A 26487-nucleotide genomic window follows, 5' to 3' on the forward strand; every position below is an offset into this window, starting at 1 on the left:
CGTCATATTGCTGCGAACGCTGCCGCTTATTACACGGCTTCTTTCCCCGGTCCATCGGCCCTGGGACGCGCAGGGGGACTGACGGGTTCAATGTTGGAAGCGCTGGAACTGGCCGTGGTTCGCGGGGAGCGGATAATATTCGCCGGACTTTCCTTCCGGTGCGGCCCAGGGGAGGCCCTGCTGCTGACAGGGCCGAACGGCGCCGGGAAGTCCACACTGCTGCGGCTGTTGGCGGGGCTGGTGCCGCCGGCCGAGGGCAGTCTGCTCTGGAATGGCGGTGACGCCCTGGCCGATGGACCCGCGCATTCGGCCCGGCTGCGCTATCTGGCCCATGCCGATGCGCTGAAGCCCGGCCTGACGCTGCGGGAGAACCTGCAGTTCTGGTCCCGCCTCTGGGGCGGGGATGTGGGGACGGCGCTGGAAGCGGTCGGGCTGCGGGGACTGGAGCATCTGCCGGCACGCATGCTCTCCGCCGGGCAGAAGCGGCGGGCGGCGCTGGCGCGGCTGGCGCTGGCACCGGTGCCGCTCTGGCTGCTGGACGAGCCCAGCGTGGGGCTCGACAGCGCCTCCATCGAACTCTTCGGCGCCATGCTGGCGGCGCACCGGGCGGCCGGGGGCGCGGTGATCGCGGCGACGCATGTGGGCCTGCCCCTGCCCGGGGCCGGCGAGCTGCGGCTCACCCCCTGGACGGAAGAGGACGCATGATCGCGCTGCTGCGGCGGGAATGGCTGCTCGCCGCTCGCCACCCCGGCGATACCCTCGCGGCGATGCTCTTCTTCCTGCTGGTGACCGCGCTGTTTCCCTTCGGCGTCGGCCCTGCGCCGGAGATGCTGGCGCGTCTGGCCCCCGGCGCGCTGCTGGCGGCCGCGCTGCTGGCGGCACTGCTGCCGCTGGACCGCCTCTTCGCGCTGGAGGCCGAGGACGGGTCGCTGGACCAGCTGCTGCTCTCCGGCCTCGCGCCCGCGCAGCTGGCGGCGGTGAAGGCCCTGGCGCACTGGCTGACGACCGGCGGGCCGCTGCTGCTGGCCAGCCCTGTCGCCGCCGCCATGCTGAACCTGCCGGTGGCGGCCTGGGGAGTGGCGGCGCTGGCGCTGGGGCTCGCGACGCTCTTCCTCTCCCTGCTTGGCACGGCAGGGGCGGCGCTGACGCTGGGCGCGCGGCGCGGCGGGGTGCTGCTGCCGCTGCTGGTGCTGCCGCTGGCCATCCCCGCCATGATCTTCGGCGCCGCGGGTATCGAGGCCGCGGCCAGCGGCGTGTCCTGGCACCCCTTCCTGCTGCTGCTGGGCGCGCTGACCGCCGCCGCCCTGCCGCTGGCACCGCTGGCCGCCGGGGCGGCTCTCAGGGCGGAATGAATCGAATGCAAAACAACCGGCGGTTCTGTTGGCGCTCGCCTAGCCTGGGCGTGAGGGGAGGCCTGGGCTCTCCGCACAGGGACGGGGCACGCCGATGGCGCAGAACGAGAACCCGGCTCCGCCGGCGCCAGTGATGCTGGATGATGCGACGCTGGGCCTGGTGGCCGGCGGAACGGGCGGGGCCGTCCCAGGCATCTTCATGCGCGTCGTCGATGGCCAGATCACCGTGAGTTCGTCCGCGCATCCGTTCCCGGGGAGTCCGCCAATGCCCATATCCGCGCCCGTGATAGTGCCACCCGGGGCCGGTCAATCCTTCGTCCCCCCTCCGGGTTTTTCGGGCATGAGTGGCCCGGATGGTCAGATGCCTCAGGGGCCGAAAGCCAGCGAGCAAGACGCTCACGGAACAGAAGCGGGAATCCGGCACCCCTGAAGGGCTAACCGTTCAGTGGCATGGCGCAGCCTGGCGCCCTTCCTGCTGCTGGATGCGCTGACCGCCGCCGCCCTGCCGCTGGCACCGCGGCCAGCACGGCGCTGCGGGCGGATTAATTCCCGTCCGGCGTTCGAATCGGTCGCGCAAGGGTATGGCCAGAGGCTCCGCTCAAGCTTAGCCTGTGCCGGATTTCGTCAGTGGTGGGAGAGACGCAGATGATGCAGGAAAAACAAGGGCCAGCGGCCCTGGACGACGCGGCGCTGGAGCATGTGACCGGCGGCACCGCGGGGGGAAATCACTGGATTGACGCGGACGGAACAGAACATCGAGACGTGCTCGCCCCGATCCAGGTGGTGAGCGGAAACCCGCCGCCAGAGGATGACGGCTTCGGCCTGGTGCCTGTTGCCGCCTCACCCCAGGCCGGGACCAACACGACCACCCTGTCCGTGCCCACTAGTCCACCGGAGCCGACGGGCTCCTCGGTGATCCTGCCTCTCCCGGAGCTGCCGACTGGTAGCAGGATCACCACGCTGAGCGAGGATGAGGTCCAGGCCCTTAGAGACGCTCTGAACCGGCGGGAACCTCCGTCACCGCACGTCGGCGGGGAGACTTCCTGAAGGATCTGCCCCCGTGTCTCTCGGGGATCAGACCTCTCGCCGCCTCGGCCGGGTCATGAGCTGTTCCACCGCGCCGGCCACATCCGCCCGGCCGCTCAGCACATCGGCCACGGCGGCGGTGATCGGCATTTCCACCCCCACCGTCGCGGCCCGTGCCAGCATGGCCGGGGCGGTGGCCACGCCCTCCGTCACGCTGTTGCGCGCGGCCAGGATATCCTCCAGCCGCTGCCCCTGGCCGAGCGCCAGGCCCAGCGAGAAATTGCGGCTGCTGCCGCCCGTGCAGGTCAGCAGCAGGTCGCCGAGGCCCGAGAGCCCGGCCACCGTATCCGCCCGCCCACCCAGCGCCACGGCCAGCCGGGCGATTTCCGCCAGCCCGCGCGTGACCAGCGCGGCGCGCGCATTCTCGCCCAGTCCGGCGCCGATCACCGCGCCGGCGGCGATGGCGATGACGTTCTTCGCCGCGCCGCCGACTTCCACCCCCACCGGGTCATCCTGCCCGTAAAGGCGGAAGCAGGGGGTGGAGAGCTGCCCCGCCGCCGTCTCCCGCAGCCGGGCATCGGTGCTGGCCACGACGGCGGCCGCCGGCAGCCCGGCCGCCACCTCCCGCGCGAAATTGGGGCCGGAGAGCACGCCCGCCGGCAGGCCCGGCCGCATCTCCGTGACGATTTCCAGCGGCAGGCGCAACGTGCCGAGCTCGACGCCCTTGGCGGCGATCAGGCTGGGCGGCAGGGCCGGTAGCCCCGCCAGCACTCCGGCCAGATGCTGGGACGGCACCACCAGCAATGCCAGCGCGGCGCCTTCCAGCGCCTCCCCGGCATCGGCGGTGACGCGCAGCCCTTCCGGCAGCGGCTGCCCCGGCAGATGGGCGGCATTCTCGCGTGTCGCCTGCATCGCGGCGGCGCGCGCGGGGTCGCGGGCCCAGAGCACGGTCTCCGCCCCGGCGCGCATGGCCTGGATGGCCAGGGCGGTGCCCCAGGCCCCGGCCCCGATGACGGCGATCCTGGCCGGGCCGCCCCCGGCAGTCCCGCTCATTCCTCGGCCAGCCGGGTCACGGCGAAGCCTTCGCCCCGCTCGCCCCCGCCCAGCTTCTCCAGCAGGGCGGCAAGGATGGCCTCGGCCTCCTCCCCGAACTTCCAGGGCGGGTTGACCACCACCAGGCCGCAGCCATTCAGCCGCTGCGGGTCCGTCGGCTCCCGCAGCCAGATCTCGCAGGCGATGATATCCCGCACCCCGCTGTCGGACAGGGCGGTGTGGAAGGCGCGCACGGGGGCACGGTGCTTGATGGGATACCAGGCAGCCTGCACCCCGGCGCGGAAGCGGTGCGCCACGGTGGCGATCCCCTCGGCCATCCGCTCGAACTCGCCCTCCTCCTCGAAGGGCGGGTCGATCAGCACCAGCCCGCGCTTCTCCTGGAAGGGGGTGAGGGCGGTCAGCGCCTCCCAGCCGTCGCGCTTATGGACGGCCACCTGCGGGTCGCCCCGGAACAGGGCGCGCAGCGTGGCGTGGTCCTGCTCATGCAACTCGCAGAGCACGAGGCGGTCATTGGGCCGCAGCACCATGCGGGTCAGGCTGGGGCTGCCGGGATAGACGGGCGGGAAGCCGGCGCGGCGCAGCAGGGCCAGCCATTCCGCCAGCGGCCCCTCGGTGATCTCCATCAGCCGGCCGACGCCGCGCTGCCATTCGCCCGTGCGCTCGGCCTCGCTGCCGGTCAGGTCATAGGTGCCGATGCCGGCATGGGTATCCAGCACGCGGAAGGGGGTTTCCTTCACCTCCAGCCGCCGCAGCAGGCGCAGCAGCAGGGCGTGCTTCATGCAGTCGGCGAAATTGCCGGCATGGAAGGCGTGACGATAGTTCATGCAGCAAGCTCCGCGAGCGGCCAGCGGGGGCGGGGGGCGTGGTCCAGCGGGTCGGTCAGTCCGGCGCGCAGGCGCTCGATGCCGGCCCAGGCGATCATGACGGCATTGTCGGTGCAGAGGCGGATGGGCGGCGCCACCAGCGGCAGGCCGTGCTTCTCCGCTACCCCGGCCAGGGCGACGCGCACCGCCTGGTTGGCCGCGACGCCGCCGGCCACCACCATGGCGGTGGGGCCGTCCATCATGGCCAGTGCGTTCTTCGCCCGGTCCGCCAGCACGGCGGCCACCACGCGCTGGAAGGTGGCGGCGAGGTCGGCGCGGTCCTGCCCGGTCCGCAGCTTCGGGATGGTCTGCGCCACGGCGGTCTTGAGGCCGCTGAAGGAGAAGTCGCAGCCCGGCCGCCCCAGCATCGGCCGGGGCAGGGGGAAGCGGTGGGGGTCGCCCGTCTGCGCCAGCCTCTCCAGCGCCGGGCCGCCGGGCCAGGGCAGGCCCATCAGCTTGGCGGATTTGTCGAAGGCCTCGCCCACGGCGTCGTCCAGCGTGGAGCCGAGGCGGCGGTACTGGCCGAGCCCTTCCACCGCCACGCACTGGCAATGCCCGCCGGAGAGCAGCAGCAGCAGGTAGGGGAACTTCGCCCCGCCCTCGACCAACCCCGGCAGCCGCGCCGTCAGCGCATGTCCCTCCAGGTGGTTCACGGCCACGAAGGGCAGGTCATGGGCGATGGCCATGCCCTTGCCGAAGGTGGCGCAGACGATCAGCCCGCCGATCAGCCCGGGGCCGGAGGTGGCGGCGATGCCGCCGAGATCCGCAGCCTTCACCCCGGCGCGGGCCAGCACATCGGCCGTCAGCGCCGGCAGATGCGCCAGATGCGCGCGGGCCGCGATCTCCGGCACCACGCCGCCGAAAGGCGTGTGTTCCGCCAGCTGGCTGCGCACGGCTTCCGCCAGCACGGTGCCGTCCGGCGCCAGCACGGCGGCGGCGGTTTCGTCGCAACTCGCCTCCAATCCCAGAACCGGACCCCTGATCAGCACGCCCTGCATCCTTATTCTGCCTTCCCCATCGGGTGCCGGGGTTCTATGACGCGCGCCATGTCCCTTGCCCACCCCGCTTCGCCGTCTGCCGCGGCGGGCGCCTTCGCATACCCGCATGTCTGCGCCGCTCCTGCCGATCTGCGCGCCGGGTCCGTCGCCGCCCACGTGAAGCCGCATGACCGCAGGGCATTGCCGCTGCGCGTGGGCACCCGTGGCTCGCCGCTGGCCCTGTGGCAGACCCGCACCTTCCTCGACCTGGTGACGCGCTTCTGCCCGGTGCTGCGCAATGTCAACGCCTTCGAGGAGCATGTCATCGCCACCTCGGGCGACCGCATCCAGGACAAGCGCCTGGCCGATATCGGCGGCAAGGGCCTCTTTGCCAAGGAGATCCATGAGGCGCTGCTCGACGGGCGGGTGGACTTCGCCGTCCATAGTTTGAAGGACCTGGAGACCGAGCTGCCGCCGGGCATCGTCCTCGCCTGCACCCTGAAGCGGGAGGATTCGCGGGACTGCCTGGTGCTGGGCCCGCATTGCGGCGCGCTGGACGCGGCCGACCCCTTTGGCACCCTGCCGGCCGGCGCGCGGGTCGGCACGGCCAGCCTGCGGCGGCAGGCGCAGCTGCTGCACGCGCGCCCGGACCTCCAGGTCGGCATGATCCGCGGCAATGTCGGCTCCCGCCTCGGCAAGCTGGCTGCCGGCGAATTCGACGCCACCCTGCTGGCCCTGGCCGGGCTGAAGCGGCTGGAGATGGCGGATCGCGCCTCCATCATCCTGGATGCCGATTCCATGGTGCCGGCCGCCGGACAGGGCATCGTCGCCGTCACCGTGCGGGCGGCGGATCTGGAGCTGCATGAGCTGCTCTCCGGCATCGAGGACAGCGAGGCCCGCGCCGTCTCCCGCGCCGAGCGGGCGCTGCTGGCGGCGCTGGACGGTTCCTGCCGCACGCCTATCGGCGGCCATGCGCGGCTGCTGCCCAATGGCGAGCTGCACCTGACCGGGCTGGTGGCGCGGCCCGACGGCACCTTCCTGCTGAAGCGCAGCCTGCATGGCGCCGTGGCGGATGCCGAGCGGATCGGGCTGGAGCTGGGCGACAGCCTGCGGGCCGACAGCCCCGCCGACATCTTCATCCAGTAGCCGATGACGGCGCCCGCCGTCCTGGTCACCCGGCCCGAGCCCGGCGCGGCGGAAACCGCCGCCGCCGTGGCCGCGCTGGGCTGGCGCCCCCTGCTGGCGCCCGCGCTGGTGCTGGCGCCGCTGCCGCCGCCCGCCGACCTCACGGCCCCCGCCCAGGCCCTGCTGCTGCCCAGCCGTGCCGCCGCGCGCGCCCTGCCGGGGGTGCGGCGCGACCTGCCTGTGCTCGCCGTCGGCCCCGGCACGGCCGAGGAGGCCCGCGCCGCCGGTTTTACCTGCGTCAGCGCAGCCTCTGGCGATGCCGTGTCCTTGACCGCAGAAGCCGCACGCAGCCTGGACCCCAGGGCCGGGCCGCTGCTGCTGGCAGTGGGGCGCGGCTATAGCGACGCGCTGGCGGCCTCGTTGCGGGGCCATGGCTTCGCCGTGCGGCGGCGGGTGGTCTATGCCGCCCGCCCCGCCGATTCGCTGTCCGCCGAGGCCGCCGAGGCCCTGCGGGCGGGGGAGGTGCGGGCGGCGCTGTTTTTCTCGCCACGCTCGGCCAGCGTGACCATGGCGTTGCTGCGGCGGGCCGGGCTGGCGGAAACCGTGGGGAGCGTGGCGGCGTTGGCGCTTTCGGCGCGGATTGCCACGGCACTGGCGGGACTGTCCTGGCAGACGATCCGTGCTACCCCCACGCCCGAACCGATGGCGCTGATGGCCCTTCTGGGCCCGGCGCACCACCCGGCCGTGAGGCCCGACCGCGAGGGGCAGGAGAAGAATGTCTGACACGCCAAAGGAAAGCCCCGCCCGCACCCCATCGAAGGGGAGCAGCGACGGCCGGCGCGACAAGGGGCGCAACATGGCCCCGCAACGTGCGCCGCAGCCCGCAGCCGATGCGGCGCCGCCGGCGCCCGATACTGTGGAGCCGGTGACGCCGCCTGCCGCCACGCCGGTGGCCGAGGCGGAACCCGTGGCCGCCACGCCCCCGCCGGAACCGCCGCCGCGCCGGCCCGGCCCCGCGACGCCGCCGCCCGCCGTGCCGCGCCGGCGCGATTCACTGGCCCTGCCGCTGGCCGCCGGTGGTGTCGCGCTGTCCGTCCTGGCGGTGGTGCTGGCCCTGGCCAACCGCCCAGACCAGCCGCAGATCGATCCCGCGCGGATCGACGCGCTGGAGGGCCGCCTGCAGCAGGCCGAGACCCGCGCCGATGCGCTGGGCCCGGTGACGCAGCGCATCGACCAGCGCCTGGGCGCGCTGGAGACGGCGATGCGCGAACGCGAATCGGTGACGCCCGCCGCGCTGGAGGCCCTGCGTAACGGGCTGCAGCAGCAGCAACAGGCCGTGGCCGCGCAGCAGGGCCAGTTGGACGCGCGTGTCCGTCAGGCCGAGGAAGCCCTGAGCCAGCGCCTCACCGCCGCGCAGGAGCAGTTGGGGGAGCGGGTGAATGCCGCGGCCGCCGCCCTGGCGCCGAGGCTGGAGGCGCTGGACCAGGCGCAGCAGCAGCGCCTCGGCGCCATGCAGGAGCAGGTGCGGCAGCAGCTTGAGGCCGCAGCGCGGACCGCGCAGCAGCAGCAGGAGGCTGCCAGCCGTACGGCACGGGAGCAGCTGGAAGCCGCCGCCCAGGCCGCGCAGCAGGCCGCCGCCGCCCAGAAGCAGGAGATGGATGCGCGCTTCACGGCGCTGGAGCAGCGCGAGGCCCGCATCACCGCCGCCGAGCAGCGGCTGAACCGGCTGGTCGCCTCCACCGCCCTCACCACGGCGCTGGAAGCCGGCCAGCCGCTGAGCCAGGCCCTGGCTGCCCTGCCCGGCACGGCGCCGCCGGCGCTCACCGCCTATGCCAATGCCGCGCCGCCCACCATGGCCTCGCTTCGCCTCTCCTTCGACGAGGCGGCCCGGGCCGCCCGCGCGGCCTCCGAGCCCGCGACCGGCGACCAGGGCGTGCTGGAGGCGGCGGCGACGCGGCTGTCCAACCTCGTCACTATCCGCCGCGGCGACCAGACCGTCTGGGGCGACAGGGTGAGCGGGGAACTGGAAGGCGCCCGCCAGGCGCTGGAGGCCGGCGACCTCGCCGCCGCCGTGCAGAAGGTGGAGGCGCTGCCCGAGCCTGCCCGCGCCCCGATGGACGGCTGGCTGCAGCAGGCGCGTGGGCTGATCGCCGCCCGCGCCGCGCTGGGCGAGCTGGTGGCGCCGCGGGGGCAGGGCTGATGCGCCGCGCGCTCTGGCTGCTGCTGCTCTGCCTCGTCACCGTCGGCGTCGCCTGGTTCCTGATGCGGATGGGCGGCACGGTGGAGGTACGCGTCGGCGATACCTTCATCGGCGTCAACCTGCCGGTGGTGCTGCTGATCCTTGCGGTGCTCTTCCTGGTGCTGCACGGGCTGCTGAGCGGCTGGCGCGCCCTGCGCCGCCTGCCTGCCCGCATGCGCGCCAAGCGCGAGGCCCGTGACCGCGAGAAGGGCGAGGCCGCGCTGACCCGCGCCCTGGTGGCCCTGGCCGCCGGCACGGCCGATACCGCCCGGCTGGAAGTGCGCCGCGCGCGGCAGCTGCTGGGCGACAAGCCGCAGGTGCTGCTGCTCTCGGCCGAGGCTGAGCGCCTTAATGGCAGTGAGGAAGGGGCGACCGAGGCTTTCCAGGCGCTGGCGGCACGCGAGGATGCGAGGTTCCTCGGCCTGCGTGGATTGCTGCGCCAGGCCATCCAGCGGCAGGACTGGCCCGCCGCCCAGCAGCTGGCGCGGGAGGCCGAGGCCGCCCAGCCCGGCGCCGCCTGGCTGCGCGAGGAGCGCGCCGCCCTGGCGCTGCGCACGCGGGACTGGCGCGAGGCACTGGCCCTGGCTGCCCCCAAGGCCCCGAAGGCGCAGCTGGCCATGGCCGCCGCGCGGCAGGAACAGGACCCCGCCCAGGCGGCCGAGCTGGAGCGGCAGGCCTTCCAGGCCGATCCGGGCTTCGCCCCTGCCGCCGTGGCCTATGCGGCGCGGCTGGAAGCGGCCGGTTCCCACCGCAAGGCGCGCGGCGTGCTGGAGCAGGCCTGGGCCGCCATGCCGCATCCCGACATCGCCGCCGCCTATCTGGACCGGGAGAGCGATCCGCTGGAGCGGGTGAAGCTGGCGGAGGCGCTGGTCCATGCCAACCGCAACCATCCCGAGAGCCGCCTGCTGCTGGCCCGTACCGCCCTGGCCGCGTCCCTGACCGGCCGCGCGCGGCAGGAACTGGAGGCCCTGGTGCAGGAAGGCACCGCCGATACCCGCGCCTATCTTGCGCTGGTGGAGCTGGAGCAGGTGGAGCATGGTGAGAGCGCCGTGGCCCGCGCCGCCGAGGCCCGCTGGCTGCGCGCCGCCACGGCCGCGCCTTCGGAGCCGCGCTGGCGCTGTGGCCATTGCGGCAAGCTGCACGCGCAATGGGTGCCGGTCTGCGATGCCTGCGGCACGGCCGGCGAGGTCGCCTGGCAGCCCGGCCCGGCGCAGATCCTGCCGCGCGCCTGAGCGCCACGGCATCTGGTGGACGGGAAGGGGGCCTCGCGGCCCCCTTTTTCATGTCCGCGCCGCCCTAGCCCAGGAAGGCGTCGCCATGCGGGTGCTGCATGAACTGCTCCCGCTGCTCGTCCGACATGCCGATCAGCAGCACCACGTCGATACGGTCCATCCGCTGCTGCGCCAGATGGTCCACCCAATGGGCCAGCCCTTCCGGGTCCGGCTCCCGCTCCAGCGTGCTGCGGTAGATGGAGGTGACATAGGCGACATCGTCCTGGTGCGCGTGGTGGGCGCGGAACTCGTCGCTATCGGCGATGGCTTCCACCAACTGTCGCGCGGTCAACTCGCCGCGCGCCAGCTTGCCGGTCCAGAAGGCCAGCCCGACGGCATCCGGCGTGCGGTCGAAGACGGCGTCATAGGCCATGCCCACCACCGTCGCGTTGCTGTCCCGCACCCAGAGGCCGCCGGGATGGCTGGCCTCGAATTTCCTGGCGGCCTCCGGGCTCTGGACGAAATTCGCGATCAGCTGTGCACGGCTGAGACCGGCATCAAGGGCCCCGAGCTGCACGGCCATCCCCGCGGTGTCCGGCAACCGCCCGAGTGACTCCCAATAGAGGTTCACCACCAGGGCCTCGTTGGTGAGGCCGCCGAAGCGGGTGATGAACTCGTTGCTGCTGAAGAAACCCTCCGCGACCTGCGCCAGGCTCATGCCATGCGCCATGTGGTCGTTCCAGTTGATCATGCCGGCCTCATCCGGCTCCCGCCCCAGGATGGTGGCGTAGAGACGCACCACCTCGGCCGCGTGCGAGGCACCGGAGAAGTCGATCACGCCATTGGCGAAGGCGATGCGGGAAACCGGTCCGATCCGGACGATGTCGCCCGTGTTCAACACGATCTGCGTGACGTGGTCAGGGCCCGTGACAATGCGCTCCGCCTCCCAGACCAGGCGCAGTGAGGTGACGAGATCCGGCGAGACCTTGGTGAAGCCATGGTGCGTTTCGCCCAGCGTGAGCGGTGGTGGCGACGGTGGCGAGACTGGCGGCGGTGGCGGCGAGACCGGTGGCGGCGGCGAGACCGGCGGTGGCGGCGGTGGCGAGACCGGCGGTGGCGGCGGTGGCGGCGGCGGCGAGACCGGCGGTGGCGGCGGTGGCGAGACCGGTGGTGGTGGTGGTGAGACCGGCGGTGGCGGCGAGACCGGTGGTGGCGGCGGTGGCGAGACCGGCGGTGGCGAGACCGCCGGTGGCGGCGGCGGCGAGACCGGCGGTGGCGGCGGCGGCGAGACCGGTGGTGGCGGCGGCGGCGAGACCGGTGGTGGGTGGTGGTGAGACCGGCGGTGGCGGCGAGACCGGTGGTGGCGGCGGTGGCGAGACCGGCGGTGGCGAGACCGGCGGTGGCGGCGGCGGCGAGACCGGCGGTGGCGGCGGCGGCGAGACCGGTGGTGGCGGCGGCGGCGAGACCGGTGGTGGTGGTGGTGAGACCGGCGGTGGCGGCGAGACCGGTGGTGGCGGCGGTGGCGAGACCGGCGGTGGCGGCGGCGGCGAGACCGGCGGTGGCGGCGGCGGCGAGACCGGTGGTGGCGGCGGTGGCGAGACCGGCGGTGGCGAGACCGGCGGTGGCGGCGGCGGCGAGACCGGTGGTGGCGGCGGTGGCGAGACCGGTGGTGGCGGCGGCGGCGAGACCGGTGGTGGCGGCGGTGGCGAGACCGGTGGTGGCGGCGGTGGCGAGACCGGTGGCGGTGGCGGTGGCGAGACCGGTGGTGGCGCGGGCAGATCGTCCTCGCTCGTCACGTTCAGCACCTTCACCGTCACGGCGAAGGCGGCGCTTTGCCGGCCGTCCGAGACCTCGATCATCACGCTGCGGTCGGTGCCACCTTCCCGCAGCAGGTCCACGCCGTCGCGCAGCTTCAGGGTGCGATCCACCACCTCGAACCAGGCGGAATCCGGCCAGGCCACGCTGTATTCCAGCGCGTTCGCCGGCGTGTCCGGATCGGTGGCCTGCAACACGCCGATCGTGGCGCCGACATCGTTCTCCAGCACCACGCCGCCGGAGGAGAAGCCGAGACTCTGTGGCGGCGTATCGTCCACCCCCTGCAGCACCACCGGCCAGGATTGGCCGGTATCTCGCCATCCGCTGGCGAAGTGCAGAGAGAGACCGAAGGTGAAGACCGGGTCGCTCTCTGCGGGATATGCCTCCCGGTCGAAGGCCGTGGCGGGCACGATGGTCACGATGCCCCGCGCCGCGTCCAGCACGGCGGTGAAATGCGCCGCGCCGGCGCCTGTCAGCGCAACCGCCGTCACGCCCTCTGCGCCGGTCAGCGTCAGGCTGGCCACCCAGTCTCCCGGGCGGTTGTTCTCCAGGATAGTGCCGGGCACCACGCCCGTTGCCACCGGATTGGCCATTGCCACGTCCTTTTGCCGTCGCCTGGGCATTTCAGCGGAGTGACGTGAAGAAAGGGTGACGCGCGGTGCCTCACGGCGGTGTCCGTGGCGCGCGAAACGGAATCTTCACGGGTCTGGGCGAGGATGTCGCGAACAGGTCCTAGCCGGAGAATGCCGAACCATGACCCTGCGCCGCCGCATCGTCGCGTCCCTTGCCATTCTGTTCCTCAGCTTCCTCGGCCTCGGCGGCTTCGCGCTGGATCGGCTGGGCAAGGTGCGGCAGGCATCGGATGGCATCGCCGCGCATGCCAGTGGCAGCATGCACCTGCTGTCGGAACTGGCCGATGGCTCCCATCGCTATCGCAACGCAGTGCTGCTGGCAGGAATGCGGCAGGATGACAGCTTGCGCGCGCAGGATGAGGCCACCATCGCCAGTCAGCGGGCGGAGGTCACGCGCCTCCTCGACAGCTACAGGCCGGTTGGCGCGGATGAGATGGAGAGCCGGGGCTTCGTGCAGCTTGCCCAGGCCTGGCGTGCCTATATCGGCCTGATGCCCGCCGCCCAACCGCCGGGCCGCCCGGCCAGCACGCGGGAGCAACTGAACAATGAGGAACGGGAGGCCTTCGCGCGTTTTGAACGGGCGCGGGACCAGCTGAGCAAGCATATGCTGTCGGCCATGCAGGCGGTGGTGCAGCATTCTCACCGGACCTACGACACGGCTTACTGGCTGATCCTGGGTGCCGTGCTGCTCGGCGCCCTGCTCTCCCTGGGCATCGCGTTGAACCTGGCCGCCAGCGTGACCTCGCCGCTGCTGCGCCTGGCCGGCGTCATGGACCGCATGACGCGTGGAGAGCTGGAAGCGGTAGTGACGGATCAGGAGCGCGCCGACGAGATCGGCAGCATGGCGCGCGCGCTGGAAGTCTTCCGCGCCAGGGTGCGGGATGGCGAGCGGCTGGCACGAGAGCAGGCGGAGATGGACGTCGCCCAGTCCCAGCGAGCGCAGAAGCTGGATGAGCTGGTATGCGCCTTCGGTGAGGAGACGCGCGGCATGCTGGATGGCGTGCGCCAGGCCGCCGAGCGGCTGAACGGCACCGCCAGCCGCATGGGCCAGGCGGCGGAGGAAGGCGCACGGCTGACCGAGGCACTCTCCACCGCGTCCGAAGGCGCGTCGGGCAATGCGCAGACCGCCGCCGCGGCGACGGAGGAACTCGCATCCTCGATTGGCGAGATCACCCGGCAGGTCGGCCGCTCGGCCGAGGTGTCACGCCGTGCCGTGGCGGAGGCCGAGCGCACGGATCGCACGGTGCGCGACCTGGCTGAGACCGCCAGCAAGATCGGCGATGTGGTGCGGCTGATCGCCGATATCGCCGGGCAGACCAATCTGCTGGCCCTGAACGCCACCATCGAGGCGGCGCGGGCGGGCGAGGCAGGCAAGGGCTTCGCCGTCGTCGCCAGCGAGGTGAAATCTCTCGCCAGCCAGACAGCGCGCGCGACGGAGGAGATCGGCCAGCAGGTGGGCGCCATCCAGGGCGCAACGGGGCAGGCGGTGGAGGCCATCCGCAGCATCGGGCTGGTGGTGGCCGAGATCGACCAGACCGCCGCCGCCATTGCAGCCGCAGTGGAGCAGCAGGGTGCCGCGACGCAGGAAATCGCCCGCAATATCGCCGGCACGGCGGAGGCCGCCTCCACCGTCTCGCGGGAGACGGCGGTGGTGCGGGATTCCGCCGGCGCCAGCGGGGATGCCGCGCGGGAGGTGCGGGAAGCATCCCGAGAGTTGAACGATCAGGCCAATGGCCTGCGCGCACGGGTGGACCGCTTCCTGAACTTGGTACGCGCGGCCTAGAGGATTGCGGCGGGCATCGTCACTTGGCCGGGCTGTTCCACCCGGCCAGGCTTCGCCTCAGCGCCGCTTTTCCACCAGAACGCCCTCATGCTTCAGCGCCTCGATCTGCTCGGGCGTGTAGCCGTGCCGGGCCAGCACCTCGTCGCCATGCTGGTTGAAGCGCGGCGGCGCCGAGCGGGTGCCGCCGGGAGTGCGGGAGAGTTTGATCGGCGTGCCGAGCGCGCGGAACTCCCCCAGTTCCGTCACCATCTCGCGGTGCGCGGTATGCGGCTCGGCCAGAGCCTCATCCACATGCAGCACCGGTCCGGCAGGCAGGCCGATGGCCAGCAGCTCGTCGCAGAGCGCATGCCCATCCCGCGTCACCAGCTTCTCCTCCAGGATGGCGGTCAGCGCGTCGCGGTTGGTGACGCGGTCGCCATTGCTGCGGAAGCGCGGGTCAACGGGCAGGTCCGGGAGGTCCAGATAGGCGCAGAACTTGCGGAAGGCCGGGTCATTGCCGCAGGCGACAAAAATCTGGCAGGTGGCGGTGCGGAAGGCGGAATAGGGCGAGATATTCGGGTGCGGGTTGCCCGTGGCCTTGGGGCGCTTGTTGTTCAGCAGGAAGTTGGCGGCCTGCGGGTGCAGCAGCGCCATGCCGCAGTCATGCAGCGTCATGTCGACATACTGCCCTTGGCCGGATCGCGCGCGCTCCTGCAAGGCCATCAGGATGCCGATGACGGAATAAAGCCCGGTGGCGAGATCGACGATCGGCGTCGCCATGCGGGTGGGCCCGCTTTCCGGCGTGCCATTGATGGACATCAGCCCGACCATGGCTTGGATGATGGCGTCATAGCCCGGCAACCCGCCGCGCGGCCCGGTGGCGCCGAAGCCGGAGACGCGGCAATGCACCAGGGTCGGGAAGCGGTGGCGTAGAACCTCCTCATAACCCAGGCCCCATTTCTCCATGGCGCCGGGCTTGAAGTTTTCCACCAGCACGTCGGCATCTTCCAGCAGCCGCAGCAGCACCTCGCGGCCTGCGGGCTGGGAGAGATCGAGGGCGATGGACTGCTTGTTGCGGTTGACGCCGATGAAGTAGCTGGCGTCGCCGCGCTCGCCCTCATGCGGCAGGAAGGGCGGGCCCCATTCCCGCACCTCGTCGCCCTGCGGCGGCTCGATCTTGATGACCTCGGCGCCGTGGTCGGCCAGGATCATGGTGCAATAGGGGCCGCCCAGAACGCGGGTCAGATCGACAACCTTCAGCCCCGCCAGCGCCCCAGGTGAGCGGGCAAGGCCCTTTCCTTCGGCGGCGTGGGATGGCAGCGGGGTATCGGGCATTGGTCTGGGTCCTCCTGCCGCCAGCATAGTGCCATCTGCCGTGCAGGCGAGGGGGGGATGGCCATTCGTTCCCCACGCAGCGTGATTGAACCGGCGGCGATTATCGGTATCCATGGGGGGATGAGTGCTGAACCCCCCGTCCTGCAAGGTCCCCGCATCCGCCTCCGCCCCTGGCGGGAGGAGGACCGCGATGCCTTCGCCGCCATGAATGCGGACCCCGAGGTGATGCGGTATTTCCCGAATCCGCTGGACCGGGCGGGGTCCGACGCCTTCATGGACCGCATCACGGCCCATATGGCGGCGGAAGGATTCGGCTTCTGGGCGGTGGAGCGGCATGACACGCCAGGGGCCATCGGCCTTTGCGGCTTGTCCCGCATCCCCTGGGAGGCGCGTTTCACCCCGGCGGTGGAAATCGGCTGGCGCTTTGCCACGGCCCATCAGCGCCAGGGCTATGCCGAGGAAGCGGCGCGCATCGCCCTGGCCCATGGCTTTGGCCCGCTGGCGCTACCGGAGATCGTCGCCTTCACTGTCTCAGCCAATACTCGCTCCTGGGGCCTGATGGAGCGGCTGGGTATGACGCGGGATGGCAGCTTCGAGCATCCGCGCCTGCCCGAAGGCCACCCGATGCGGCGGCAGCTGCTCTACCGCATCGGCCGGCGTGACTGGATCGACGCGCGCCTGGGCGGGGACTGAGGGGCCTGCCAAGGGCCCTGACCGGCCAGAAGACGCGCGGGGATGGGCCCGGCTGCGAATGCGTCACGTTTAGGAGATGATCACGGATCTGTGAACTCCCGGATCAAAATATTCCGATATCATAATGATAATTATGCGCAATAATATGTGAGGAAGTCCCGTTCGAGGCAGGTGATGCAGATTGGCGGCGTCAAAGTGACCGATGTGCTGAAGACGGCGGGGCGCCATGTGGTGCCTTTCCGCAGGACGCTACGGCGGGTCAAACGGATGATTCGTCCCTATCAGGACGACCCCGGTAATTCCGGCTACTGCATCACCAACGGGCTGGAGCAGATCGTCGCCTTCCGCGAGTCAGGATTCGAGGTGCGCGGCAAGACGGTGCTGGAATTCGGCTCGGGCTGGCTGCCGCTGATCCCCTGGCTGTTCCAGCTCGCCGGGGCTGGGCGCCTGATCCTGACAGATATCGACCGGTTGATGGACGAGCAGACGATCGAGCGCGCGCGCGTCATCCTCCGCACCCGTATCCAGGACATTGCCGGGGCGCTGCTGCAGCCGGAGAGCACGCTGCTGGCGCAGCTCGAACAGCCACTGCGCTTCGACTATCTGGTGCCCTGGGACGCGGCCTCCCACCCGGCCGGAAGCGCCGACCTCATCTTCTCCCGGGCGACGCTGGAGCATGTTCCCCTTCAGCAGCTGGAATTCTTCTTCGGTCAGTTCTTCCGCATCCTGCGGCCGGGCGGGGCGATGAGCCATCTGGTGGACAACTCCGACCACTGGCAGCACAAGGACAGGGCGCTCAGCCGCGTCAATTTCCTCCGCTTCGACGACAAGGGGATCTTCTGGAAGATCAGCCAGCTGAATCCTCAGGGTTTCCAGAACCGGCTGCGGCACCAGGATTATATCACGCTGATGCAGCAGGCGGGCTTCACCATCGATACAGCCCAGGGCACGCCGGATGAGCAATGCCTGCGGGACCTGTGCCACCTGCCGCTGAACCACCGTTTCCAGGGGCGGCAGCCGCAGGATCTGGCGATCCTCATCTCGCTCTTCGTGGCCAGCAGGCCGGCTGCGAGGCACTAGCCCCGCAGCCGGTCTTCCGGGGCCTCAGCCCAGCACGCGCGCCAGCAGCTCGGCCGTGCGGCCATTGGCGATGGTGGCGGCGCGGCCGTCCCAGGAATGGCCGCCCATCCGCGCGAAGGCATGGTCCACGCCCGGATAGACATGCACCGCCACATCCGGCTTGTCGGCCAGGCCGGCGACGATCTTCTCGCGCGCCTCGGCCGGCACGAAGCGGTCGCGCTCGGCGATATGCAGCAGCAGCGGCGCGCGGATCTTCCCTGCATCCCCCAGGAGGCCATCAATACCGACCCCGTAATAGGAGATATTCACATCGGCATCGGACTGGGTGGCCATCATGAAGGCCAGCCGTCCGCCCAGGCAGAAGCCCATGGTGCCTGCCTTGCCGTTGCAGCCCGGCAGGCCGCGCGCCGTCTGCAGCGTGGCCTTCAGGTCCTCGACCCCCTTGGCTTGGTCGAAGCGGTTCATCAGGTCGAAGGCGCGCTGCCACTCAGCCTCGCTCGAGTCGGTCAGCTGCACCCCAGGCTCCAGCCGCCAGAACAGGTCGGGGGAGATGGCGATGAAGCCCATGTCGGCGACCCAGTCGGATAGGGCGCGCATGGCGTGGTTCACGCCGAAGATCTCCTGGATCATGACCACGGCGCCGGCCGGCACCTGGCGGGGCATGGCCAGATAGGCGCTGAAGCTGCCGCTGCCATCGGTGGCGGGGATGGTGATCTCAGGCATGGATCGGGCTCTCCTCCCCTCGGGGCGACGCAGGATAGGCCGGCCCGGCGCCGTCGCCAGCCCATTCCCTCCGCCGGTTTTCAAGAAAGTCATCCCGGTCTATGTCGGGTGCAGAGTCGCCGGAGGCCGATGTCCATGACTGTTACCCGCCAGCAGTTCCGCGAAGCCATGGCTCGCCTCGGCGCCGCTGTGAACGTCATCACCAGCGCCGGCCCCGGTGGCCTGGCGGGCATGACCGCCAGCGCCGTCTGCAGCGTGACAGATGAGCCCGCGACCGTTCTGGTCTGCGTCAACCGCAACAGCGACAACAACGCCATCATCAAGGCCAATGGCGTGCTCTGCGTGAACGTCCTCTCGGCCGGGCAGCAGGAGGTTTCCAACGTCTTCGCCGGCTCCACCGGCTGCACGACGGAGGAACGCTTCAAGACCGGCACCTGGGATACGATGGAAACCGGCTGCCCCACCCTGGTCGGCGCGGCCGTCGTGCTGGACTGCGTGGTGGATGAGGTGCTGGAGAAGGGCACGCACAGCGTGTTCTTCGCGCATATCAGCGCGCTGCGGGTGGCCGAGCCCGGCTCCGCCCTGATGTACTGGGGCCGCGGCTACCACATGCTGGGCGCCACGGCCTGAGGGTGGCGGGGGTCAGGCCGCCGTCGCGGTGGCCTCTTCCCCCATGATCACGCTCCGCACCAGCGGATAGATCTCATTGGCCCAGCGGCGGCCGTTGAAGACGCCGTAATGGCCGACATCGGCTTGCAGGTGGTGATGCTTCATCGCCGCCGGCAGGCCGGTGCAGAGGGTGGCCGCGGCCTCCGTCTGCCCGACGGAGCAGATATCATCGCGCCCGGCCTCCACCGTCAGCAGATGCGTATTGGTGATGGCCCCCGGCCGCACCGGGCGTCCCCGCCAGGTCATGGTGCCCAGCGCCAGCTCATGGTCCTGGAAGACTCCCTTGACCGTCTCCAGGTAGAATTCCGCCGGCAGGTCCATCACGGCCAGGTATTCGTCGTAGAACTTCCGGTGCGCGTTGGCGCGGATGGAATCGCCGCCCATCACGTTGCGGTAGTAGTCGACATGCGCCTTCACATGCCGGTCCAGGTTCATGGAGACGAAGGCACTGAGCTGGGCGATGCCGGGATAGACCCGCCGCCCGGCGCCCTGGAACCGCCAGGGGACGGTGTCGATCAGGTGCCGCTCGAACCAGCCGATGTCGTGTTCCATCGCCAGCCGGTTGACCTCGGTCGGGCGGATGCGGGTGTCTATGGGCCCGGCCATCAGCGTCATGCTGGCGGGGGTGGCGGGGTCCTTGTCCTCGGCCATCAGGGCCACGGCGGCCAACACCGGCACCGCAGGCTGGCAGACCGCCAGCACGTGCCCGCCCGGCCCCAGGTGCCGCTGATAGGCGATGACGTGGTCGATGAACTCATCCATCCCGAAACGGCCGGCGGAGACCGGGACGTCCCGGGCATTGGCCCAGTCGGTGATATAGACGTCATTCTCCGGCAGCAGCACCTGCACCGTGCCGCGCAGCAGGGTGGCGAAGTGGCCGGACATGGGCGCCACCACCATCACCTTGGGCTGCGGTAGCGCCGTATCCTTCTTGAAATGCAGCAGCTGGCCGAAGGGGGTGGAGGCGACGACCTCCTCCTCGACCTTCACTTCCTGGTTGCCGACCTGGACGGTGGTGAAGCCGAAAGGCGGGCGCAGATGGGTGATGCTGGTGCCGGCCAGCAGTTCCAGCGCCGCCGTCCATTGCCGGATGCCGAAGGTCTCGGGCCTGCCATTGTCGAACTGACGCAGCACACCTCCCATCCCGCGCGCGGCGGCGCGAAGCGGAGCCATGAGATCGGCCTGGTTCTGGTAAAACTGATAGTACATCCACCGAAGCCTTTCTGAGCGGCCTGGGCCACCCTCTGCCCCGCGCCACCCGGCACGGGAAAACTACCAAGCTTTGGGCCACAATCCTGCCGCCGGGGTCAAGGTAACGGGCCCGTGCCTCCCCAGCGAGGGAATGTTCGGCCGAAAACATCACTGAAAAATAAAGTGTGGAGACCGGGCGGGAGTTGCCACGGCTCAGTCCCGCGTTGCGATCGCCTCTCCCGCGCACCAGCCGCTGGCCCAGGCCCATTGGAAGTTATAGCCGCCCAGCCAGCCCGTCACGTCCACCGCCTCGCCCACCACGAACAGCCCTGGCACCGCCTTGGCCTCCAGGCTGCGGGAGGAGAGGTCGCGCGTATCCACGCCCCCCAGCATCACCTCGGCCTTGGCATAGCCCTCGGTGCCGGAGGGGGTGAGAGGGAGCGCTCTCAGCCGCTCCGCCACGCCGCGCAAGGCCTTGTCGGTCTGGTTGGCCATCTCGGCGTCCGGCAGCCAGGCCTCGGCCAGGGCCTGGGCCAGGCGCTGCGGCAGGAACTCGGCCAGCACGGTGCGCGGCTCGGCGCGGGGGCGGGCCTTCTTGCGCTCCAGCAGCAGGGCGGCGGGGTCCTGGCCGGGCAGCAGGTCCAGGCTGATGGCCTCGCCGGGCCGCCAGTAGGAGGAGATCTGCAGGATGGCCGGGCCGGAGAGGCCGCGATGGGTGAAGAGCACGGCTTCCGGGAATGCCGCCTTTCCCGTCCGCGCCACCGCCGGCAGCGCCACGCCGGAGAGGGGGCGCATCAGCGCCAGGGCCTCGCCCTCGAAGGTCAGTGGCACCAGCCCCGGGCGCGTCTCGGTCAGCCGCAGCCCGAAGCGGCGCGCCAGATCCAGCGAGAAGCCGGTGGCGCCCATCTTCGGGATGGAGAGCCCGCCGGTGGCCAGCACCAGCGCCCGCGCCAGGACGGTGCCGCGCGAGGTCTCCACCCGGAAGCGGTCGGACTTCGTCACCTCGATCACGCGGGTGCCCGTGCGCAGCTCCACTCCCGCCGCCGCGCATTCATCCAGCAGCATGGCGACGATGTCGCGGGCCGAGCGGTCGCAGAACAACTGCCCAAGCGTCTTCTCGTGCCAGGGAATGCGGTGCTTCTCGACCAGGTCGAGGAAATGGCGCGGCGTGAAGCGCGCCAGAGCGGAGCGGGCGAAATGCGGATTGGCGGAGAGGAAGCGTTCCGGAACCGTGCCGGTATTGGTGAAGTTGCAGCGCCCGCCGCCGGAAATCAGGATCTTGGCGCCCGCATGTGGCGCATGGTCCAGCACCAGCACGCGGCGGCCGCCCCGGCCGGCCGCCATGGCCGCCATCAGTCCCGCCGCGCCGGCCCCCAGCACGACGGCATCGTATTCATCCATCCTGTGCTGCTCCGCACCCAGTCGAAGGCGGGGGTGTAGCTGCGGGAAAGGGGCAGGGGCAACCGCTGGGGCCTGGAACTCCAGCCGGGGCCACCCGTTGTGCCGGAGCCGTCCAGGCCGGACGGCGACCCCTCTTCCGAAACGCCGGAGGCGCCATGGCCGAGCCTTGGGACGTGATCATCGTCGGCGGCGGGGCGGCCGGCCTGGCGGCCGCGCTGCTGCTGGGGCGGGCGCGGCGGCGGGTGCTGGTCTGCGATTCCGGCGAGTACCGCAATGCCCCATCCCCCGCCATGCATGGCTTCCCGACGCGGGACGGCACCAGCCCCGCCGAATTCCGTGAGATCGCCCGGGCCGAGCTGTCGGCCTATCCAACCGTGCAGTTCCTCGCCGGGCGGGCGCGGGAGGCGGGCCGGACGGAGCAGGGCTTCACCCTCTCCCTGCTGCCGGAGGGGAAGCAGCAGCCACGTGACCTCCAGGCACGCAAGCTGCTGCTGGCCACCGGGCTGGAGGACGAGCTGCCGGACCTGCCGGGGCTTCGGGAGATCTACGGCCATTCCGCCTGGCACTGCCCCTATTGCGACGGCTTCGAGAATGCCGGCCGCCCCCTGGCTGTCCATGGCGCGGGCATGGAGGTGGTGCGGCTAGCAAAGGAGCTGACAGGCTGGAGCCGCCAGCTGACCGTCTGCACCGGCGGCGCACGCCTGACGGGGCGGGAGCGCGGGCAACTGGTCGCGCTGGATATCGGCCTGCGGGAGGAGCCGGTGAGCGGTCTGGCGCGTGAGGGGACGCAGATGCGTGGCCTGAACTTCGCTGATGGCGGCTTCTTGCCAACGGATGGCCTCTTCCTGGCCATGCCGCGCCGGCAGCGTTCGGATCTGGCGCAGCAACTGGGCTGTGGGCTGACCCGCCATGGCGGCATCCGCGCCGACCACCATGGCGCTACCAGCATCCCCGGCCTCTATGTCGCCGGGGACAATGGGGCGGGGCTGCAGATGGTGTTGATCGCCTCGGCCCAGGGCAGCCAGGCAGCATTCGCCATCAACAACGAATTGCTGCGGGAAGATCTGGCCACGGCCCGGCGGCAGCGTGCCCCGCGTCAGCCGGGGCTTCGCAAGGCCTGAGCGTGCTGCCCCGGCGCGGACGGGGCCGGTTCCGCGAAGTCAACTATTCTTGACCCGGCGCCTCTGAGCAGGAAGAGAGGAGGCATGCATGCCTCTTCGCCCTCGGCCTCCTTGTCGGGTAGTCCGGCCGAGCGGCGCCGGCCCGGTCTGTCGCTCGCCCAGCGGTTACTGATCTTTGCCGCCGCGCTCCTGCTTCCCACCCTGCTTCTGAGCGGCATCCTGCTCTGGCGCTTCGCGGAGTCCGAGCAGCTTCGCCTGGAGAACGAGGTGCGGGGGAGCGCCGCCTATCTGGCGGAGACGCTGGACCGCAAGCTGGAGGGGCAGTTCCTCGCCCTGCGCGCGCTCTCGCTCTCGCCCTATCTGCGGAGCGGGGATCTGCGTGGCTTCCACGCACAGGCCGCAGAGCTTGGCCGGGCAGAAGGCTTCTACGTCCTGTTGCGCGACGCCTCCGGCAATCCGGTCATCGATACCAGCCGCCCCTGGGGTATCCTCCAGCCGACCCACGCGCAGCTGACCGAAACCGACCGGCGGGCCCTGGCGGCCGGAAGGCCGGCCGTCTCCGACCTGCGCGTGAGCCAGGATGGCAAGGCGAGCACCTTTAACATCGTCATGCCCGTGCGGCTGCCGGATGCCGATCCGCCCTTCCTGCTCAGCCTGGTGCTGCCGGCCGAGACGGCGCAGTGGGTCCTGAAGGCCGAGCCGCTGCCGGAAGGTTGGACCTCCTCCTATGTCGGCGGCGACGGGCGGATCATCGCCCGCTCCGACCGCAGCGTGCAGTTCCGCGGCAGTCTGGCCACTGAGGATCTGCGCCGCAATGCCGTGGGCGAATCCGGCGTCTGGACCGGCACCACGGCGATGGGGGAGCCGGTGGTGGCGGCCTATCGACGCTCCCAGCTCTCCGGCTGGCGCGCGGCGGTGGGGGTCCCGGTGGCGGTGATGCGCGAGCCGCTGCGGAATTCCCTGCTGGCGCTGGGTCTGCTCTCGGCCAGCGCACTCCTGGTTTCGGCGCTGCTGGCCTTCTGGGTCGGGCGCAGCATCTCCGGGGGCATCCACCAGCTGGCCAATGCCGCGCGCCGCATCGGCCAGGCCGGGGAAGTCTCGCCCCCCGCCAGCGGCATCCGCGAAGTTGACTCGGTGAGCGAGGCCATCGGCGCCGCCGCCCATGACCTGCGGGAACGCGCCCTGGGCCGCGACCGGGCGGAGGAGGCGCTGCGGGAAGAGAGCCGGTCGCTGGAGACGCTGAACCGCATCGGCTCCCTGCTGGCGGCGGAGCTGGACCTCGACCGCCTGATCCAGGCCGTGACCGATGCGGCCACCGAACTGAGCGGCGCGCGGATGGGCGCCTTCTTCTATAGCGGGCCGGACCCGCAGGCCGGATCCTCCACCCACTACGCCCTTTCCGGCAGCGAGCAGGACCTCTTCTCCCGCTTCCCGCTGTCGCGCTTCACGGCACTCTTCGCCCCCACCTTCCGGGGGGATGGCATCCTGCGGATCGCCGATCTGACGCAGCACCCGCGCTACCGCTGGGGCCGGGGGGATGGAGGGCCGGAAGGCCAGCCGCCGCTGCGTTCCTATCTGGCGGTGCCTGTGGTCTCCCGCTCCGGCGAGGTGATCGGCGGCCTTTTCTTCGGCCATCCCGAGCCCGGCGTCTTCACCGCGCGGTCGGAGCGGTTGGTGGCGGGCGTGGCGGCGCAGGCGGCCATCGCCGTCGACAATGCCCGGCTGTTCCGCGAGGCCAGCCGCGCCACCGAGGCGCTGGAACGCCGCGTCGCCGAGCGCACGCAGGAGCTGGAGGATGCGAATGCCCGGCTGCGGGCGGAGGTTGTGGCGCGCGAGGAAGCACAGTCCCGCCTCTCCCAGGCGCAGAAGATGGAGGCGCTGGGGCAGCTTGCCGGCGGCATCGCGCATGACTTCAACAACGTGCTGCAGGCCATCACTAGCGGGCTGGCCCTGATCAGCCAGCGCGCCGAGGACGCCGCCCGGGTCCGCAAGCTGGCGGGCATGGCCACCGAGGCCGCCGAGCGAGGCGCCTCCATCACCCGGCGGCTGCTGACCTTCGCCCGGCGCGGCGAGCTGCGGGTGGAGCCGGTGGACGCGGCGGCGCTGCTGGACGACCTGGCCGCCGTCTTCAAGCACACGCTCGGCCCGGGCATCGAGGTGCGGATCGAGGCCTCGCCCGAGCTGCCGCCGCTGCTGGTCGACCGCGGGCAGCTGGAGGCGGTGCTCGTCAACCTCGCCACCAATGCGCGCGATGCCATGGCCGGCGGCGGGCGGCTGCAGCTTTCCGCCTCGGCCGAGGAGGTGACGGAGGATGCGCCGGGCCCGGTGGAGCTGGCGCCCGGCACCTATCTGCGGCTGTCCGTCCGGGACACCGGCGGCGGGATGGATGCGGCGGTGCTGGCGCGGGCCACCGAGCCCTTCTTCACCACCAAGCCGCTGGGCAAGGGCACCGGGCTGGGGCTGGCGATGGCCAAGGGCTTCGCCGAGCAGTCCGGCGGCGGCTTCGGCATCGAGAGCTGGCCGGGGGAGGGCACCTGCGTCACGCTCTGGCTGCCGCGTGGCAGGATGGAGGAGATGCGTGCCTCCCGTCCGCTGCCCCATTCCCAGGCGCTCCAGGTCCGGCCGGGCGAGGGAGGCGGGATGCCCGCGGTGCTGGTGGTGGATGACGAGCCCGCGGTGCGCGCCGCCATCGCCGCCGACCTGGCCGCGCGCGGCTGGCATGTCACCGAGGCGGCGGATGCCCTGGCTGCCCTGGAGCGGATCGGCGCCGCGCCGCTGGACCTGCTGGTGACCGACCTCGCCATGCCCGGCATGAATGGCCTGGCCCTGCTGGCCGAGGCGCGGCGCCGCCGCCCCGGCCTGCCCGCCATGCTGGTGACCGGTTATATGGACGAGGACAGCAGCGGTGCCTTGCAGGAGGCCGAGCAGGGCGGACCCTTCATGCTGCTCCGCAAGCCGATCCCGGCGGATGAACTGGCCACCCACGCCGCCGCGCTGCTGCGGGAGAAGGTGCGCGCCTGAGCGTTGGCTTGTGCGCCGGCCCCTTCATCGCGAGCATGGGTCGGCAAGCACGAGGAACCTCTGATGACCTGGTCGATCCTGGCCCATGACCCCGAGAGCGGCGCCTTCGGCGTGGCGGTGGCGACCTGCGCCTTCGCCGTCGGCGCCTCCTGCCCCTTTCTCCGTGCCGGGGTGGGCGCGGTATCCACGCAGTCCTTCACCAACCGCTATCTGGGCCCGGCGGTGCTGGATGCCATGGAGCGCGGCCTTCCGCCGCAGGACGCCATCGAGGCTGCCCTGGCGGGAGATGCCAACCGCGCCTATCGGCAGGTCCATGCCCTGGACCGCCACGGCCGCAGCGCCGCCTGGACAGGAAGCAGCTGCGTGATCTGGGCGGGTTCGGCCTCCGCGCCGCATCTCAGCGTGGCCGGCAACATGCTGGCCGGGCCGGAGGTGGTGGGGCAGACCCTGGCCAGCCTGCGCGCGCCGTCCGACCTGCCGCTGCCGGAGCGGATGCTGCTGGCCATGGATGCCGGAGAGGCCGCGGGCGGCGACCGCCGGGGCCGGCAGTCCGCCGCCATGCAGGTGGTGACGACCGAGGACTTCCCCGACCTCGACCTGCGTGTCGACGACCATGCAGAGCCGCTGGTGGAGCTGCGGCGGCTGCTGGGCCTCTGGCGCGTCACGCGCGCGCCGGGGCTGGCGACGGGGCCGCGCAAGGCCAATCCCTCCGGCACCATCGACCGTGCCGCGGTCGAGGCCGGATGGAAGGAAAAGGGCCTGGACCTGCGCTTCGGTGACTGAGCGCTGGGTGGCGGGCGCAGGCGGCGCCGTGTCTCGGCTCCTGCCGCCCGGCCATTTACTGACAGATCAATTATATGTCAGCGGCTTCATCAACCACGGAACTGCCACAGCGCCGCCACGTTCGGGAAACTACTAAGGTCGAGGTTGTGGCAATTACAGGAGATGAGACTGTCATGAAGACTCTGTCCCGCATCGCGGTGGTCGGCACCATGGCGCTGGCGCTGATGGGCTGCGACAACATGTCGCGGTCGCAGCAGCGCGCGCTTTCCGGCGGCGCCATCGGCGCGGCGGCCGGCACGGCGGTATCGGCCATCGCCGGTGGCTCGCTGCTGACCGGCGCGCTGGTGGGTGGCGCCGGCGGTGCGGTGATCGGCGCGGTTTCGCGCTAAGCGGCCCGGCCTTCCGCGCGGGGCCA

At 71.4% G+C, this 26487-nt stretch carries 24 protein-coding genes; 15 read left to right on the forward strand and 9 right to left on the reverse strand.

All coding sequences use genetic code 11. From position 1 onward, the window contains the following. The first annotated feature begins 90 nt into the window (after positions 1–90). The 3 genes from ccmA to IAI58_RS07630 all read left to right on the forward strand — a co-directional run bounded on the left by ccmA (position 91) and on the right by IAI58_RS07630 (position 2399). On the forward strand, positions 91–705 hold the full coding sequence (ccmA, locus tag IAI58_RS07620; protein ID WP_207449248.1) for a heme ABC exporter ATP-binding protein CcmA: 615 nt from the start codon (positions 91–93) through the stop codon (positions 703–705). Next, positions 702–1352 (forward strand): heme exporter protein CcmB, encoded by a 651-nt coding sequence (ccmB, locus tag IAI58_RS07625; protein WP_207449250.1) that lies wholly within the window; start codon positions 702–704, stop codon positions 1350–1352. The genes ccmA and ccmB overlap by 4 nt, the downstream gene beginning before the upstream one ends. A gap of 645 nt (positions 1353–1997) precedes the next feature. Then, positions 1998–2399 carry a hypothetical protein gene (locus tag IAI58_RS07630; protein ID WP_207449252.1) on the forward strand — a complete coding sequence of 134 codons (402 nt, stop codon included), beginning with the start codon at positions 1998–2000 and terminating at the stop codon, positions 2397–2399. Between the two features lie 27 nt (positions 2400–2426). Here the strand turns inward: IAI58_RS07630 and IAI58_RS07635 are convergent, their stop codons facing one another. The 3 genes from IAI58_RS07635 to tsaD are packed head-to-tail and all read right to left on the reverse strand — an operon-like array spanning position 2427 to position 5283. Continuing rightward, complete coding sequence (locus tag IAI58_RS07635) at positions 2427–3431, reverse strand: NAD(P)H-dependent glycerol-3-phosphate dehydrogenase (RefSeq protein ID WP_207449254.1); 1005 nt, start codon at positions 3429–3431, stop codon at positions 2427–2429. After that, positions 3428–4255, reverse strand: a complete 828-nt coding sequence (locus IAI58_RS07640; protein WP_207449256.1) for a 23S rRNA (adenine(2030)-N(6))-methyltransferase RlmJ — start codon at positions 4253–4255, stop codon at positions 3428–3430. The genes IAI58_RS07635 and IAI58_RS07640 overlap by 4 nt, the downstream gene beginning before the upstream one ends. Beyond that, positions 4252–5283 carry a tRNA (adenosine(37)-N6)-threonylcarbamoyltransferase complex transferase subunit TsaD gene (gene tsaD, locus IAI58_RS07645; RefSeq protein ID WP_237182932.1) on the reverse strand — a complete coding sequence of 344 codons (1032 nt, stop codon included), beginning with the start codon at positions 5281–5283 and terminating at the stop codon, positions 4252–4254. The genes IAI58_RS07640 and tsaD overlap by 4 nt, the downstream gene beginning before the upstream one ends. A 57-nt stretch (positions 5284–5340) precedes the next feature. On the opposite strand from tsaD, the gene hemC reads away from it, so the two are divergent. From hemC to IAI58_RS07665, 4 genes are read left to right on the forward strand one after another with little or no spacing between them, the layout of a single operon-like run. Then, complete coding sequence (gene hemC, locus IAI58_RS07650; RefSeq protein ID WP_207449259.1) at positions 5341–6417, forward strand: hydroxymethylbilane synthase; 1077 nt, start codon at positions 5341–5343, stop codon at positions 6415–6417. Positions 6418–6420: 3 nt separating this feature from the next. Next, on the forward strand, positions 6421–7179 hold the full coding sequence (locus tag IAI58_RS07655) for a uroporphyrinogen-III synthase (RefSeq protein WP_207449261.1): 759 nt from the start codon (positions 6421–6423) through the stop codon (positions 7177–7179). Further along, positions 7172–8596: a hypothetical protein gene (locus tag IAI58_RS07660; protein WP_207449263.1), complete on the forward strand. Its 1425-nt coding sequence runs from the start codon at positions 7172–7174 to the stop codon at positions 8594–8596. Before IAI58_RS07655 ends, IAI58_RS07660 begins: the two co-directional genes overlap by 8 nt. Continuing rightward, complete coding sequence (locus IAI58_RS07665; protein ID WP_207449264.1) at positions 8596–9867, forward strand: heme biosynthesis HemY N-terminal domain-containing protein; 1272 nt, start codon at positions 8596–8598, stop codon at positions 9865–9867. Before IAI58_RS07660 ends, IAI58_RS07665 begins: the two co-directional genes overlap by 1 nt. Before the next feature lie 64 nt (positions 9868–9931). Here IAI58_RS07665 and IAI58_RS07670 read toward each other — a convergent pair whose 3' ends face one another. Further along, positions 9932–10744 (reverse strand): DUF4214 domain-containing protein, encoded by an 813-nt coding sequence (locus IAI58_RS07670; RefSeq protein ID WP_207449266.1) that lies wholly within the window; start codon positions 10742–10744, stop codon positions 9932–9934. Between the two features lie 19 nt (positions 10745–10763). Beyond that, complete coding sequence (locus IAI58_RS07675) at positions 10764–12254, reverse strand: cadherin repeat domain-containing protein (protein ID WP_208776052.1); 1491 nt, start codon at positions 12252–12254, stop codon at positions 10764–10766. Positions 12255–12414: 160 nt separating this feature from the next. Between IAI58_RS07675 and IAI58_RS07680 the strand changes: the two genes are divergently transcribed. After that, a complete protein-coding gene (locus IAI58_RS07680) occupies positions 12415–14076 on the forward strand; it encodes a methyl-accepting chemotaxis protein (RefSeq protein ID WP_207446763.1) in 1662 nt (553 codons plus the stop codon). A gap of 57 nt (positions 14077–14133) precedes the next feature. On the opposite strand, the gene IAI58_RS07685 is transcribed toward IAI58_RS07680, so the two are convergent. After that, complete coding sequence (locus tag IAI58_RS07685) at positions 14134–15390, reverse strand: CaiB/BaiF CoA transferase family protein (RefSeq protein ID WP_207446761.1); 1257 nt, start codon at positions 15388–15390, stop codon at positions 14134–14136. Positions 15391–15510: 120 nt separating this feature from the next. Between IAI58_RS07685 and IAI58_RS07690 the strand changes: the two genes are divergently transcribed. Together IAI58_RS07690 and IAI58_RS07695 are read left to right on the forward strand one after the other, a co-directional pair. Further along, positions 15511–16083 carry a GNAT family N-acetyltransferase gene (locus IAI58_RS07690; RefSeq protein WP_207446759.1) on the forward strand — a complete coding sequence of 191 codons (573 nt, stop codon included), beginning with the start codon at positions 15511–15513 and terminating at the stop codon, positions 16081–16083. Positions 16084–16257: 174 nt separating this feature from the next. Continuing rightward, a complete protein-coding gene (locus IAI58_RS07695; RefSeq protein WP_207446758.1) occupies positions 16258–17163 on the forward strand; it encodes a class I SAM-dependent methyltransferase in 906 nt (301 codons plus the stop codon). Positions 17164–17187: 24 nt separating this feature from the next. On the opposite strand, the gene IAI58_RS07700 is transcribed toward IAI58_RS07695, so the two are convergent. After that, entirely contained in the window at positions 17188–17886 is a 699-nt protein-coding gene (locus tag IAI58_RS07700; RefSeq protein WP_207446753.1) for a dienelactone hydrolase family protein, read from the reverse strand. Positions 17887–18021: 135 nt separating this feature from the next. Between IAI58_RS07700 and IAI58_RS07705 the strand changes: the two genes are divergently transcribed. Beyond that, entirely contained in the window at positions 18022–18516 is a 495-nt protein-coding gene (locus IAI58_RS07705) for a flavin reductase (protein ID WP_237182354.1), read from the forward strand. 12 nt (positions 18517–18528) lie between these two features. Here the strand turns inward: IAI58_RS07705 and IAI58_RS07710 are convergent, their stop codons facing one another. Further along, positions 18529–19764, reverse strand: a complete 1236-nt coding sequence (locus IAI58_RS07710) for a polyhydroxyalkanoate depolymerase (RefSeq protein WP_207446750.1) — start codon at positions 19762–19764, stop codon at positions 18529–18531. Positions 19765–19959: 195 nt separating this feature from the next. Next, positions 19960–21147: a BaiN/RdsA family NAD(P)/FAD-dependent oxidoreductase gene (locus IAI58_RS07715; RefSeq protein WP_207446748.1), complete on the reverse strand. Its 1188-nt coding sequence runs from the start codon at positions 21145–21147 to the stop codon at positions 19960–19962. 155 nt (positions 21148–21302) lie between these two features. Between IAI58_RS07715 and IAI58_RS07720 the strand changes: the two genes are divergently transcribed. From IAI58_RS07720 to IAI58_RS07735, 4 genes are all read left to right on the forward strand, one after another. Further along, positions 21303–22268: an NAD(P)/FAD-dependent oxidoreductase gene (locus IAI58_RS07720; protein WP_207446746.1), complete on the forward strand. Its 966-nt coding sequence runs from the start codon at positions 21303–21305 to the stop codon at positions 22266–22268. Positions 22269–22352: 84 nt separating this feature from the next. Next, positions 22353–25289, forward strand: coding sequence for a response regulator (locus IAI58_RS07725; RefSeq protein WP_207446744.1), 2937 nt, complete (start codon positions 22353–22355; stop codon positions 25287–25289). 63 nt (positions 25290–25352) lie between these two features. Next, positions 25353–26072: a DUF1028 domain-containing protein gene (locus IAI58_RS07730; RefSeq protein ID WP_207446742.1), complete on the forward strand. Its 720-nt coding sequence runs from the start codon at positions 25353–25355 to the stop codon at positions 26070–26072. A 173-nt stretch (positions 26073–26245) separates the two neighbouring features. After that, positions 26246–26461: a hypothetical protein gene (locus IAI58_RS07735; protein WP_207446740.1), complete on the forward strand. Its 216-nt coding sequence runs from the start codon at positions 26246–26248 to the stop codon at positions 26459–26461. The last annotated feature ends 26 nt before the right edge of the window (positions 26462–26487 follow it).

Source organism: Roseomonas marmotae, assembly GCF_017654485.1.
Taxonomy (GTDB): Bacteria; Pseudomonadota; Alphaproteobacteria; order Acetobacterales; family Acetobacteraceae; genus Pseudoroseomonas; species Pseudoroseomonas marmotae.